The following is a 13949-nucleotide window of genomic DNA, read 5'->3' as shown; positions in this document are numbered from 1 at the left end:
AAATCACTAGTGTCCGACTAAAGTATGAATTTCTCAGAGAGGTTGAAAAGAACTTAATCAGAGGAGATTTTTGGGTGAAATTGGAATGTAAGCCCACTAGGTTGGAAATAGGGCCGTTTGGTTGGCTTTCAGGAGATTTTCCTGGAGCTCTTTATCCGGGTTATTAAGGAAGTTGGTTAGGTGGACATAGCTTGCTAGATGGAATCTTGCCATGGCGACCATATTTGAGAATGCCCAGTTTCTTTTGAGTTGTTTGCGGATCACTTCCATGAGCAGCAGTGAGATCAATGCACACCAAATCTGGATTTCGATGGCGTTTTGATTGTCTCCAAGAAAGTATTTGAGTGGAAAGTTTTGTTTGAGTCTTTTGAAGAGTAGCTCAATCTGCCATCTGTACTTATAAATAGCAGCAACAGTGGAAGCCTCGATCTCCAGATTATTAGTCATAAAGACAAGGGTCTTTTGGTTTTTTTCATCCCAATATGCGATTCTTCGAAGCTTGAGCGGGTGTTTTTCAGTTCCTATTTTATATTGGACAGTCACTGTTTCATCTTTGAGAATTTCCTGATCCTTGTGTTCAGGCAAGTCAAATTCTTCCAAACTTTCAAAGATGGCGTTGTTTTTCATCCGCGTGATGAAGTAGATGCCCCGCTCTGTCCACTGCGCATATTGATGGTAATCTGTATATCCTTTGTCCATTACCAGATAAGAGCCCACAGGGAGGTTTAGATGCTTTAGAAATGTATGATCGTGCTTACTTCCTTCAGTTAATCTGACCAGACAGGGCATCAGTTCAGCGGCGTGGATCATCACATGGGCTTTGATTCCGCCTTTGCTTCTACCATCTTTTCTTGGCCTTCCAGCTACTTTAAGAATATCTTTGAATAAGCTGATGACCGTGGAATCCACGATAAATAGCTTTTTAAGTACATCCATTTTCAGTCGGCTGTCCGGTAAAACAGATCGATATTTTTCAAAAAGTGCCAAGTAAACCTCCTTAAATACTTCACTGGGTCTGCGCATGTTACCATCCGAGATAGTGGAACGGCGGGGTGCTTTGGGCATCCCAATGTGAACAAGTCTATTCTGCCACGCCAAAAGTCCTGTTGAAAGCTCTCTAAGCGAGCTGGCTCCGCTAAAAGAGCAATAAAGCATCGTGACTAAGTGCTGCCAAGTATCGAAACATTTGTAGTAGCGATCCGACTGATGCTTGGACTTTACTTTGGAAACCAGCGAACGGTCAATCAAAGAAAGTATCTGAGAAAATATCGGCTGTCCGAAGAAATGTGTATTTTTCATCCGCTGTATTAAGAGGTTGTGGTAAACTGAAAATACAGAAAAGGGGAAGCTTCTCAAACGAAGCTTCCCCTAAATTTTAAACCGTTTCTCGGACAGTAGTGATTCCAAATATTATTTCGCTCTCTTGGGAATAGGGTGTAATTTTGCGGGTTCAATCTGAATACCAAATCTCATGCAAGAATTCTTTCAAACCTTCGGAATTTCTGAACAACTATTCGATTACCTGATCATGCCCTTGCTTATATTTTGCGCAAGAGTCGGAGATGTGTCTATCAACACGCTTCGGATTATGTTTATGATGAATGGGAAAAAGAACATTGCTCCTGTTCTGGGCTTTTTTGAGGCCTTGATCTGGTTGCTTGCAATTGGGCAAATTTTTCAAAATATAGACAATCCACTTTCTTATGTTGCCTATGCCGGTGGATTTGGAATGGGAACTTATGTGGGGATGTATTTTGAGGAGAAATTAGCTTTTGGTAGAGTGTTGGTTCGTGTAATCACGCCACAGCCACTTCCTGAGCTGATTGAGTATATGAAAGACCGTGACTTCCGCTTTACAAATGTGGGTGGCGAAGGACGTTTTGGTAAGGTGAATTTGCTTTTTACAGTGATGAAAAGAGACAGTCTCACCGAATTTGTCGCCAAAGTGAAAAGCATAGATGAGAAGGCCTTCTATACAATCGAAAGTGTGAAGCGAGTTTCGGAAGATGATGTAAACGTGATGGACGACAAGCCTCGGTTTAACATGAGCTTCTTCAGCAAAGCCCGTACTTAATGGCCAATTCCTGGTTTCAGTTTCAACAGTTTCGAATCAATCAGGATCGCTGTGCGATGAAAATCAGTACAGATGCGGTGATGTTGGGAGCTTTGGCTCATGCTATCTCTACGAGAGAAATTTTGGATATAGGAACTGGTACCGGAGTGATTGCATTGATGCTAGCTCAGCGTTTTCCTGAAGCTAAAGTTCAGGCGGTTGAGATAGATTCGGAGGCAGCTTCTCAGGCGCTGGAGAATTTCCGAGCAAATACTTTTTCGGATCGAATGCAGCTTTGGGAGGGGAGATTTCAGGATTTCGAAGCTCAGCTGAACTATGATCTGATTGTCAGCAATCCGCCTTATTTTCCCGATCATCTGAAATCATCTGATGTGCAGCGCAACATGGCTTTGCATACGGATGAACTTTCCTTTGATGATTTATTGGGAAAAGTGATTCAGCTTTTGAAAGAGGATGGGCAGTTCTGGGTTATTCTTCCGCCCAGACAAATGCAGGATTTTCAAACAGAAGCAGTGAAGAAAGGATTGTTTCTTAAAACAAAATTCACGTTGCAAGACAAGCCTGGAAAACGAATTCAAAGAGAAATTTGTGCCTTTTCCAAAAGCCAGAACGAGGTAGAAACATCAGGCATTTTCATCAAAAACGAAGATGGAACACCGCACGAAAGCTATGCTAAGGTAGTGTCTGGTTTTTTGCTTGGTTTTGGAGTTTGAATCGACTTTGCTGACAAATCCAATATGTCTATCCGCGATTTCATCAGTATAGACGTTAATGCAATATAAAGTTTGGCGAAATTTGGTCTTACTTTGAAAACATGGAATCTCATCGTTAAGTAGCACCGAAGGTGCTTAACCATTCATGACCCTGTACGAAGTGCAGGGAAGATGACAAAAGATTAAATACAGCCCTGAAAGGGCGGAACATTATTGTTTCGCCCTTTCAGGGCTCCTATCTAGTATTATTCCATATCCCCCGGCTTTGCCGAGGGTTATGAATAGTTTCAATCCTTCGGATCTTTTTTTCGATAGAATTAAATCTATGAATCTAGACATACAGCAAATTTAGCTACTGGCATAAAAGCGGATAATCATAAAACTAATTATTGGTAAAATTTAGATAATCCCTCTTATCCCCTTTAAAGTGTCAATTGCTGAATTTGAACTTCAACCATCTTTTTTAGTCTAGACGATTAGAATCTTTATCAAATCATCCTTTCCTCTTCTTTAAATCGAATTCCTCTTCTGCCCAACTCCTCCAAAATAGGATTGTAAATCTCAGGGAGCACTGGGATGTGGAGGCCTATGAGGTTGATTTTTCCATCTAAAAATGAGTCAACTGCAATTGCCATCGGAAGTCCAACTGTCTTTGCCATGGCCGTATAGGTAGCATCTTCACCGAAGCAAACTAGGCTTGATCTGATTTCCTTGATGCCTTCTGGAGTTTTGATTTCAAAAAGATGCTGCATCACGATCATGTCTTTGTCCTCTGGAAAAAGCTTCCAGTTTTTCTCTAGAATAGCTTGAAGAATAGATGCCGGAGAACCTGTTGTTTTTGGTAGTAAATCATTCCCGAAAAAGCCCAGCCACTGGATTTTCTCCCAAGTAGGGAAATCAAAATCAGGGATCAAGTTACCCAGTTTTTCTTCTACAGAAAGGGCTGGGTCGTAAGGCAAAAATGAATTCAAAAACTGTCTCAGCGTCGTGCTTTCAGGCAGATTCATCTGGAAAGAATCATCACACATTCCTAGCTGGACGAATACATTCCAGCCTTTGCAGTAACCGTCTCTTCTTAGCGTTCCACGGAGCATGGTGCTGATATTTTCCAATCCATACACTTTTCTATAGCTCAGCGAATCCCGATTGGGATAGCCATCAAAATCTCCCAATCCGGGAAATTGGATAGTTTCGAGTCGGTTAAAAAGCTGATGGTAAGGGACAAACTTCAAATCGCCATTTTCTATGTAGCGGGAAGTTCCCTGTCCTGCCAAAACAACATTCCTTGGGTTCCAGGTGAATTTGTATTTCCATGGGTTATCCTCAGATTCTGGTGCGAGAAGTCCGCCACAATAGGATTTGAAGGAGATAATTTCTTCTCCGTTTGACTTCGCCGAGTTGATGATCTGCATGGCTGACATGTGATCGATACCAGGATCTAGACCGCATTCATTCAGAAAAAACAATCCTTTTGCTTCGATTTCTGGCCTCATTTCACACATTTCCTCCGACTCGTAGGAGGCCGAGAAAAAGTGCTTTCCAAATTCCAGACAATCCTTTGCCACCGTAGGATGCATAAAAGCAGGAAGCATGGAGATCACTACATCCGCTTCTTTGATAAGCGACTGCCGAGCAGCTACATCTTCTATGTCTAACTGACGTGCTTCAGTATTTAACTGGTTTTTAAGTTTTTCCTGAGCGGAAGCCAGATTGATGTCCGCCAAAATCAATTTGCGGGATTTGGTTTGACAGCTTTTCGCCAAGTAGTCGATCAGAAATATGGCGGATTTTCCGCCGCCTAAAATCAGAATTGTATGCATGCTATGTGGTGTTACTCGGACTAAAATGGAGATTATATTTTAGGGTAAAAAATTGTAGGGAGAATATTAAAAGGAACAATTCCCTACCTTAATCGTTAGGAAAACTCCAATTAGAGAGCCATGAGCAAGAAAATAAAAATTGAAGCTGAGTTTGAGGAACTGGCTTGGGATGAACTGACAATAGAAGAGCAGCAGCTGATGATGCGGGCGAGAAAAGTGTCTGCAAGCGCCTATGCGCCTTATTCTAACTTTCATGTGGGTGCAGCTGTGCGACTTGATTCAGGAGAAATCCTACAATCCAGCAATCAGGAAAATGTGAGTTTTCCAGTAGGAGTTTGTGCAGAACGGTTGGTGCTTGGCTATGCCGGAGCCAATTTCCCAGATCTCGCAGTGAAGGAAATCGCAATTGTAGCGCGAAGAAAAGGCGATGAGATTTGGGCTGGAGTGTCGCCTTGTGGGCTTTGTCGGCAGACGATCAACGAAATGGAAATGCGATTTAATCGACAAATTTCTATTTTGATTCAAAATCCTGATGGAAGCGTACTTCGCTTTTCTGGAATTCAAACGCTTTTGCCTTTTAAGTTTGACGATCTGAACGCCTAGAATTTTGAAGAAAACTATCATTTTTCAGTATCAAGCGCAGTATTCCGTCTCACATGAGCCTACTTTTGAAGAGAAAGAAATCTGGCTGTTGTTGCATGGATATGGGCAATTAGCGGAGTTTTTCATCCGTAAGTTTCAAGGTTTCGATTCCTCCGATCGGCTTTTTATAGCTCCAGAAGCAACGAATTACGGATACCTCACTGGGTTTTCGGGAAGAGTAGGAGCAAACTGGATGACCAAGCATGAACGGGAAACAGCCATCCAAAACAACCATAATTACTTAGATCTGTTGATGGAGGATTTACTTTCGCAGTATAAGAATATCCCAAAAATCAACCTGCTGGGATTCTCTCAGGGAGCGGCGACAGCAACACGCTGGGCAAGTAGATGGACAGGCGAAGTGGATCAATTGGTGCTATGGGCGGGAGGATTTGCACAGGATATGGCTTTAGAAGATGCTCGAGAGAAATTTTCTCAAACAAAACTTTCCTTGGTTTTGGGGGATCAGGATGAATTTGTAACTCCGGAAAGTATTGAGATACAGCAGGATTTGATCAAAAACCTTGGGAAAGATGTGAAAAAGCTGACTTTTCGGGGTGGACATGAAATTGATAGTGAAATGCTTTCAATAATTCTTGATTCAAGTGATTAAATCCAACTATATTGGCGCTTCAATTGCTTTATTAAACTAGAATTTGATCAGAATTCGACTTTCACTATTTTCTGAAAATTTTGTAAACCATCAATGCTTTCGCTTACTGAAAAGGAGATAGACCTTATCTCAACCCAATTACTCAAAGGAATGATCTGTTTCTATCAGATCGACAAGAAAAGAATTCATCAGATGCCGGATGATGAGGATTATTATAATTATGATCTGACAGAGGCAGAAGAAGATGTACTGGATGAAATCGAAGAAAGCCCGGACAATTATGCCGAGTTTACTCAAATGGAGCCTGCTCAAGAACATCAGATGATGCAGGATTTTATTGACCGAAGGGTCAAAGAAAAAAATCTAGCTGATGATTTGGTTAGTTCGCTAACCAAGCCAAAAGCAAATACTGCCTTCAAGTTTTTGATCGAAGATTCCAAATACAAAAAGGATTGGGTCGAATTCCGGAAGGAAAAATACTACGACTGGATCAAGGAGCAAGTTGATAGCTTCAACTATTCCGAAGGTTAAGACATTCAAAGCCGTTCAATATTGGACGGCTATTTTTTTTGTTTTACCACAAAGCTCGCGGTTGTAATGTCAGGCTGAGCGAAGTCGAAGCCTATGTAATACCCGTTAATTAGTTCTTGAAAAGAAGATATTTCTGCAATTATTCTTAATGTGCCGGTATTTAGTTGATAGATTAATTGGTTAATATCATCTATTTACCTTCTGCAAAAAAAACTCCACTCCCGTAATTAATAATCTTAGTTAATTGGCTATTGTTTAGTTTAAACTATTCTTTTAACCAAAACAATTTTATTATGAAAAACAAAATGAAAGCATTCGGTCTCAGTTTAGGGATCTTTGCCATGTCCTTTACTTTCTTTGTAGGGAATTCTACTAATGCCCAAGCTGAGGAAGAAAAATTTGATTGGATTTGTTGTTTAGCTGATTCCAGCGGTTGTACTGATGCTCTAGGTGGCTACTGGGAATATGATGAAAAGCGTGAAGGAGTACCTACTTGTACTATTCATTAACTAATCGGATTAATTAAAATGCCTGCCAGCCTTTTTGGCAGGCATATTTGTATTTACTTATGAAAAGATCACTATTCTCGTTTCTTATAGCACTTATAGTTTTAGGATGTTCTACATCTGATAAAAAGAATCCTTTCGATCTTTCTGACCAAGAAATTTATTACCTGAACTCTAAAAAAATATACTATCCAGAATTAATTAATCCCATGAAAATTAATAAAGTGGGAGATTATTTAATTATTTCTGAAAACCCTCGGATCAGCCCAGACCAACCGCTACTTCATGTCTTAGGTATAAATAACTTAAATTATTTATACCCAAAGGGCATAACAGGATTCGGTCCACTGGAAATTTCTAATGCCACTCTAATCGAAGAAGGATTTACCGATAGTACATTTTTAAACTACAGTAGCCAGAGCAAAAGGTTTTCCGAATTTTCTTTGACAAATAACTCTCGACTTGCAATAAGTGAATACAAACAGCCGGATGACTTGTACATGGTTTACTTGAGTTATCACGCTACTGATAGTACAATAATTGGTTTGATGGCAAATGATCTCAACCGCTTAGCTGAATATTCTATTAAAGATGGAAAACGGATTGCCGGTTACGGTACTTGGGAAAAAATACCAGAAACAGAAATGCTTATTGATTACGAAGATCCATTGATTAATTATCATTTAGGTGAGCTAAATAAAGGATGGTTCAAAGCAAATAGGGCACTTGGATTATTTGTAAAAGCTAGTATTTATAGAGATAGATTGGAAATTTTTCATTTCGACACCAAAAAATTTGACATTGTTGAAGGGCCAAGAGTAGAACTGCCAGATTTTAATATTTGGCATTCAAATGGTCAATCGGCTGTGATTTTCAATCCCGAGAATGCCTATGGACACCGAGACATAGCAATTGGTGAGAAATACATATATGACTTATATGGTGGGTTTAATCAAGCTCATATCAATGAAATCAACGAAATCGCAAAAACTATCTATATCCTGACGCATGACGGGGATGTAGTAGGAAAGCTTAATTTAGATGTATCCTTAAGGAGTTTGGAAGTAGATGAGAAATTGGGGGAAATCTACGGAATTACGACCGATGAGGATCCTGGAATAGCTGTTTTTGATATTCCTGATAAGTTTTTGTAAGGATATATAGTCGACTCAAATTAGGAAGGAACTCTGCGATGAGTTCTTTTTTTAGTGCTCCTAAGATTAAGTTTCCACCATTATTTCCTATTTTAAATGGATGCAAAAGTCTCCTGATTTTTTAATCCGAAACACACTTGCTCCAGGTGACCTTGGGCAGGTAGCTGCATTGCACGGTAAAGTCTATTCAGAAGAGCATGATTTTGGGATTGGATTTGAAGCTTATGTGATGGAAAGTTTGCTGGAATTCTATCGAGCTTACAATTTGAAAAAAGACAAAGTTTGGGTAGTAGAGAGCGACGGGAAAATGGTGGGCTTTGTCTTACTTATGCATAGGCCGGCAAACCGTGCGCAGTTGAGGTACTTCATCCTGGCGAAAGAATTTCGTGGGTTTGGAATCGGAAGCAGATTGATGAAGGAATGGATGGATTTCTATCATGATCGTAACTATGATGCAGCTTATTTGTATACTACTTCAGGATTAGAAGCTGCGGTTAGTTTGTATGAAAAGATGGGCTTCCGTAAGATCAGTGAGATGAAATCAAAGAATTATGGAGTGGCTATGTTGGAACAATATTATGAGTTGATCACTTCTGCAAAAAAGTAAAAATTGTAAGTGGTAAGTAATTATAGAATACCACTTACCACTTACTACTTTTCACCACTTACAATACTTACAATTTACAACCCTGTATAATCTTTAAAGTCTCCGCAATCTTGTCCTCCAAGAGATCGTATTGCTGATTCTTGATCCAGTCTTTTTTGAAAAGCTGAGATCCCATTCCCACGCAGTACACACCAGCATCAAACCATTCTTTGAGGTTTTCTTCCGTTGGTTCTACACCGCCTGTTGGCATGATGTGAAGCTCAGGATATACAGACTTAGCAGCAGCTACAAATGCTGATCCTACTACATTCCCTGGAAAAGCTTTCACCAGTGTAGCTCCGAGTTTTTTCGCTTGAAATATCTCAGACATCGTGGCACATCCTGGAACGTAAAAGATTTCTTTTGAATTGCAGAACACGGCTAACTCTGGGATCAAAGCTGGAGAAACAATAAAATCCGCACCAGCGTCGATGAAGTCTGAAGCAACATCCTTGGTGAAAATAGTACCAATGCCCATCACCAAATCCGAGTATTTGCCAGCGTAATCATATAGTTCTTTGAAAACCTCCAGAGAATTTGTCGCTCGGTTAGTGAATTCAAAAACTCTAATTCCCGCTTTGTATGAGGCGTCGAGTACGCCTTTTGCCACTTCTATATCTACATGGTTGAAAACAGGGATCATCCCCGTGTCACTCATGGCTTGTAGCATTTTACTGTTTGAAAATTTCATATGTTTATTATTGTTTTTTTAGGGTCATATGGAATCTCGTAGGATTTAAAACCATTCCAGAATGTGCCTTTTGAGTCATTCTCGATTTCATAATGGTTTTTAGCGTAAAAGTTTACCTACATTTTTTCCTTCCACCAGCTGATTCACTTCGTCAATGGAGACGAAGTTGGCATCTCCTGGGATCGAATGCTTCAGTACTGATGCCGCAATGGCAAAGTCTAGCGCATTTTGATCATCCAGATGAAGTAAGCCATAAATCAGCCCAGCCATATAAGCATCTCCTCCTCCGATTCTATCTACGATATGAGTCATTTCGTAAGTTTTGGATTCTAGCAGAGATTCTACATTCCAAAGTACTCCGTTTAGCTCATTTTCAGACGCGCTGATAGAATCACGATGTGTGGTCGAAACATATTTTAAAGATGGACACATGGATTTTGCCTTTTCACAAGCTTGCAAATAGTCCGTTTCTGTGATTCCCATACAGTTTTCGAAGTCTGTAAGGCCAGCTATGATCAGATGAGATGGTTTGATCAGTTCAGGCATAATGTCCATCGGACCTTTGCCGTATTGCCATAGATTTCTTCGATAATTGATATCAGCACTGATTTTCACACCTAGCCTTGAAGCAGCTTGCACTGCAGCTTTGCAGAGATCTGCAGCCGATTGAGAAATGGCAGGTGTAATTCCTGTCCAGTGAAACCAATCTGCGCCTTCGAATATCTTTTCCCAATCAAAATCTTTGACATTGACCTGAGCAAAAGCAGAATCAAAGCGGTCGTATATGATTTTTGAAGAGCGTTGCATAGCTCCATTTTCTACAAAGTAAACGCCCATTCTTCCTTCATTATATCGAATAAAAGAAGTGTCCACTCCCGAGAATCTCAATGTGTTTACAGCTGCTTTTCCGATTTCATGGTCAGGGAATGAGGTGACATGCGCCGCCGAAAGTCCCCAAAAAGCAAGAGAAACAGCCACATTTGCCTCTGCACCGCCATAATTGACTTCGTAAGATTGTGTATTTACAAAGCGCTCATGCCCAGGTGTGGATAGGCGGAGCATGATTTCGCCAAGTGTGATTATTCTTTTGTTCATCAATAGGATGGTTTACTGAGTTGATTTTTTGGGAAAATAGGAAGGCTAATAATATTTTATGCGTTCTTGATGATTCGACAATAATAAAGGTGAATTATTGGTTTGCCAATTATTGGTGTTCAATTTTTTGCGTTTTTCGAAACAAAGTCAGGTTATTATTACACCGTCTTTTGAAAGCTTTTTGGATTTCTTTCCAGTTTTACCATGCCCCTTCGGATTATTTTTTTAATTTTGCCCCAATTTGGACTTAAGCAAAACTTTCTCTTCAATCTCCCTCTCTAATGCCTAAAGATAGCAGTATCAAGCACGTTCTCATCATTGGTTCAGGTCCCATCGTTATTGGTCAAGCATGCGAATTTGATTACGCAGGCTCCCAAGCATCCAGGTCTCTTCGTGAAGAAGGCATCATTGTGACGCTGATCAATTCTAATCCTGCAACGATCATGACCGATCCGGTCACGGCAGATAATGTGTATTTGCTCCCTTTGGAAAAGAAATCCATCGTACAAATTCTTAAAGATCACCCCGATATTGATGCAGTTCTCCCAACTATGGGTGGACAGACTGCATTGAATCTCGCCATTGATTGCGATAAAGGTGGTGTCTGGGACAAGTACGGAGTAAAAATGATCGGTGTAGATATCGAGGCCATCGATACAGCCGAGAATCGTGAAAAATTCAAAGCGCTGATGGAAAAAATCGGCGTGGGTGTATGTAAAGGCGCTACTGCCACTTCTTTTCTTCAAGGAAATGAAATAGCGCAAGAAATTGGTTTCCCACTCATCATCAGAGCATCCTATACCCTAGGTGGTGCTGGCGGTGCATTCGTGGAAACAGCAGCAGAATTTGAAAAAGCACTTTCCGATGGACTTCAAGCTTCTCCAGTTCACGAGGTATTGATCGAGCAGAGTATCATTGGCTGGAAAGAATACGAGCTGGAAGTGATGCGTGATAATATCGGCAATATGATCGTGATCTGTTCTATCGAGAACTTTGATCCGATGGGCGTGCACACAGGTGATTCTATCACGGTAGCGCCTGCGATGACTTTGCCGGATACTACGTATCAGCGCATGAGAAACTTTGCGATCACGATGATGAATAGCATCGGGAATTTTGCCGGAGGCTGTAACGTACAGTTCTCAGTAAGCCCTGATAACTCTGAAATCATCGGTATCGAGATCAACCCACGAGTATCCCGCTCTTCAGCATTGGCATCCAAAGCAACGGGTTACCCAATTGCAAAAGTAGCAGCCAAACTAGCGATAGGATATAACTTGGATGAGTTGAAAAACTCCATTACCGGAACAACTTCCGCATTTTTTGAGCCTACGATTGATTATGTGATTGTAAAAGTGCCTCGTTGGAACTTTGATAAATTCAAAGGAGCTGACAGAAGACTTGGTCTATCCATGAAGTCGGTGGGTGAGGTAATGGGAATCGGAAGAAACTTCCAAGAAGCACTTCAGAAAGCATGTCAGTCGTTAGAGATCAAGAGAAATGGTCTTGGAGCGGATGGCAAGGAATTACGTAACCAGGATGAGATTCTATACTCACTGGCTAATCCTAGTTGGAACAGACTTTTCCATATCTATGATGCCTTCAAACTAGGAATCTCCTTCAGAACTATTCAGGATTTAACCAAGATCGATAAGTGGTTCTTGAAGCAAATCGAGGAGTTAATTCACCTGGAAAGAGAAATAGAGAAATTTAAATTAAGTACAATTCCAGTGGAGTTAATGGATCTAGCTAAGCGTAAAGGCTATGCTGATCGTCAAATAGCACACTTGTTAGATTGCTTAGAAAGCGAAGTTTTCGATAAGAGATATACGGAAATGGGCATCAAGCGAGTGTATAAATTGGTTGATACTTGCGCCGCAGAATTTGAGGCGAAAACGCCATATTATTACTCTTCTTTCGGGTCTGAAAATGAATCTGTAAGTTCAGATCGTAAGAAAGTAGTGGTACTGGGTTCTGGTCCAAACCGAGTAGGACAAGGAATCGAGTTTGATTATTCTTGTGTTCACGGAGTTTTGGCTGCCAAAGAATGCGGCTACGAGACTATCATGATCAACTGTAATCCAGAAACAGTTTCCACTGACTTTGATATCGCAGACAAGTTATATTTCGAGCCAGTATTCTGGGAGCATATCTATGAGATTATCCTTCACGAGCAGCCTGAGGGTGTGATCGTTCAGTTGGGTGGTCAGACAGCCTTGAAGCTTGCTGAGAAGTTGGAGAAGTACGGAATCAAGATAATAGGTACAAGCTTCGAAGCGCTAGACCTTGCGGAAGATAGAGGAAGATTCTCTTCTCTTTTGAAAGATCTGGATGTTCCTTATCCTGAGTTTGGTACTATTCACAATACTGATGAAGCACTAGAGCTTTGTAAGACTATTGGTTTCCCACTTTTGGTTCGTCCTAGCTACGTGTTAGGTGGTCAAGGGATGAAGATCGTGATCAACGAGAAGGAGCTTGAGGAGCATGTAGTGGAAGTCTTGAGAGATATTCCTAACAATGAGATTTTGCTTGATCACTTCCTAGAAGGAGCAATCGAAGCTGAAGCTGATGCGATCTGTGATGGAGAGAACGTATATATCATCGGTATCATGCAGCACATCGAGCCTGCGGGAATTCACTCAGGTGATTCTTACGCGGTGCTTCCTCCATATAATTTGGGAGACTTGGTGATTCGCCAGATCGAAATTTTCACTGAGAAAATTGCCTTAGCGTTGAAAACTGTAGGTTTGATTAACATACAGTTTGCTATCAAAAACGACAAGGTTTATATCATCGAAGCAAACCCAAGAGCTTCTCGTACGGTACCATTTATTTGCAAAGCTTACAGAGAACCTTATGTAAACTATGCCGTAAAGGTGATGTTAGGAGAGAAAAAAGTGACTGATTTTGAATTCAAGCCTTACAAAAAAGGTTATGCGATCAAGGAACCAGTTTTCTCTTTCCATAAATTCCCGAAAGTAAATAAGGAATTGGGTCCTGAAATGAAGTCTACCGGTGAGTCGATCTACTTTATCGATGATCTGATGGATGATTATTTCTTGAAAATCTACGCAGAGAGAAATCTGTATTTGAGTAGATAGGAAACTAAAAAAACGACAAAGTATTGTGTGGAAATTTCTCGTAATAGTTCTCGGAGTTGGTTGGCTACTAGGCCAACTAATCCGATATTTTCTTAGAAGCAAATTGGCAAAATTTGCTAGGCATGTAAGCGAAGTGGCTAAAGAGGCTGAACGAGAGCAAAAGAAGAGTACTCAGACTTCAAAGGATGGGATTCATGTGGATGTTATTCCAGAAAAATATGCCGAAAAAAGGCAAAAAGATATAAAGGGCGGAGAATACGTCGATTATGAAGAAGTGAAGGATTAATCCTTCACTTTTTTCTTTTTAACCACAAAGTGCGCAAAGGTTTCGTAGAGGGCATTGTAATATTTTGTCTTGCTTCT

14 protein-coding genes are annotated in these 13949 nt (G+C 40.6%); 10 read left to right on the top strand and 4 right to left on the bottom strand.

Annotated features, from left to right (window positions below):
* Nucleotides 1-96: 96 nt before the first annotated feature.
* Complete coding sequence (locus tag BM291_RS15615) at nucleotides 97-1299, bottom strand: IS4 family transposase (protein ID WP_092899084.1); 1203 nt, start codon at nucleotides 1297-1299, stop codon at nucleotides 97-99.
* A 172-nt stretch (nucleotides 1300-1471) separates the two neighbouring features.
* On the opposite strand from BM291_RS15615, the gene BM291_RS15610 reads away from it, so the two are divergent.
* Both BM291_RS15610 and BM291_RS15605 read left to right on the top strand, forming a co-directional pair.
* Nucleotides 1472-2074: a DUF2179 domain-containing protein gene (locus tag BM291_RS15610; protein ID WP_092899082.1), complete on the top strand. Its 603-nt coding sequence runs from the start codon at nucleotides 1472-1474 to the stop codon at nucleotides 2072-2074.
* Nucleotides 2074-2787 (top strand): tRNA1(Val) (adenine(37)-N6)-methyltransferase, encoded by a 714-nt coding sequence (locus BM291_RS15605; protein WP_092899080.1) that lies wholly within the window; start codon nucleotides 2074-2076, stop codon nucleotides 2785-2787. Before BM291_RS15610 ends, BM291_RS15605 begins: the two co-directional genes overlap by 1 nt.
* 488 nt (nucleotides 2788-3275) lie before the next feature.
* Here BM291_RS15605 and BM291_RS15600 read toward each other — a convergent pair whose 3' ends face one another.
* Entirely contained in the window at nucleotides 3276-4607 is a 1332-nt protein-coding gene (locus BM291_RS15600; protein ID WP_092899078.1) for a saccharopine dehydrogenase family protein, read from the bottom strand.
* Nucleotides 4608-4727: 120 nt separating this feature from the next.
* Between BM291_RS15600 and BM291_RS15595 the strand changes: the two genes are divergently transcribed.
* The 6 genes from BM291_RS15595 to BM291_RS15570 all read left to right on the top strand — a co-directional run bounded on the left by BM291_RS15595 (nucleotide 4728) and on the right by BM291_RS15570 (nucleotide 8660).
* Nucleotides 4728-5210, top strand: coding sequence for a cytidine deaminase (locus tag BM291_RS15595; RefSeq protein WP_092899076.1), 483 nt, complete (start codon nucleotides 4728-4730; stop codon nucleotides 5208-5210).
* 4 nt (nucleotides 5211-5214) lie between these two features.
* On the top strand, nucleotides 5215-5862 hold the full coding sequence (locus tag BM291_RS15590; protein WP_092899074.1) for an alpha/beta hydrolase: 648 nt from the start codon (nucleotides 5215-5217) through the stop codon (nucleotides 5860-5862).
* Nucleotides 5863-5955: 93 nt separating this feature from the next.
* On the top strand, nucleotides 5956-6393 hold the full coding sequence (locus tag BM291_RS15585; RefSeq protein WP_092899073.1) for a UPF0158 family protein: 438 nt from the start codon (nucleotides 5956-5958) through the stop codon (nucleotides 6391-6393).
* A gap of 293 nt (nucleotides 6394-6686) precedes the next feature.
* Entirely contained in the window at nucleotides 6687-6902 is a 216-nt protein-coding gene (locus tag BM291_RS15580; RefSeq protein ID WP_092899071.1) for a hypothetical protein, read from the top strand.
* Between the two features lie 59 nt (nucleotides 6903-6961).
* Complete coding sequence (locus BM291_RS15575; RefSeq protein WP_092899069.1) at nucleotides 6962-8053, top strand: BF3164 family lipoprotein; 1092 nt, start codon at nucleotides 6962-6964, stop codon at nucleotides 8051-8053.
* A gap of 100 nt (nucleotides 8054-8153) precedes the next feature.
* Complete coding sequence (locus BM291_RS15570; RefSeq protein WP_092899067.1) at nucleotides 8154-8660, top strand: GNAT family N-acetyltransferase; 507 nt, start codon at nucleotides 8154-8156, stop codon at nucleotides 8658-8660.
* Between the two features lie 67 nt (nucleotides 8661-8727).
* Here BM291_RS15570 and BM291_RS15565 read toward each other — a convergent pair whose 3' ends face one another.
* Both BM291_RS15565 and BM291_RS15560 read right to left on the bottom strand, forming a co-directional pair.
* Nucleotides 8728-9390, bottom strand: coding sequence for a beta/alpha barrel domain-containing protein (locus tag BM291_RS15565; RefSeq protein ID WP_092899065.1), 663 nt, complete (start codon nucleotides 9388-9390; stop codon nucleotides 8728-8730).
* Between the two features lie 99 nt (nucleotides 9391-9489).
* Nucleotides 9490-10485 (bottom strand): sugar kinase, encoded by a 996-nt coding sequence (locus BM291_RS15560; protein WP_092899063.1) that lies wholly within the window; start codon nucleotides 10483-10485, stop codon nucleotides 9490-9492.
* A gap of 281 nt (nucleotides 10486-10766) precedes the next feature.
* On the opposite strand from BM291_RS15560, the gene carB reads away from it, so the two are divergent.
* Complete coding sequence (gene carB, locus BM291_RS15555) at nucleotides 10767-13586, top strand: carbamoyl-phosphate synthase large subunit (protein ID WP_092899061.1); 2820 nt, start codon at nucleotides 10767-10769, stop codon at nucleotides 13584-13586.
* A 25-nt stretch (nucleotides 13587-13611) separates the two neighbouring features.
* On the top strand, nucleotides 13612-13872 hold the full coding sequence (locus tag BM291_RS15550; RefSeq protein ID WP_092899059.1) for a DUF4834 family protein: 261 nt from the start codon (nucleotides 13612-13614) through the stop codon (nucleotides 13870-13872).
* The last annotated feature ends 77 nt before the right edge of the window (nucleotides 13873-13949 follow it).

The sequence above is a fragment of the Algoriphagus aquimarinus genome, from assembly GCF_900112005.1.
Taxonomy (GTDB): Bacteria; Bacteroidota; Bacteroidia; order Cytophagales; family Cyclobacteriaceae; genus Algoriphagus; species Algoriphagus aquimarinus.
The sequence above is the reverse complement of the archived record's forward strand: the minus strand, read 5'-3'. Positions and strand labels throughout refer to the sequence as shown.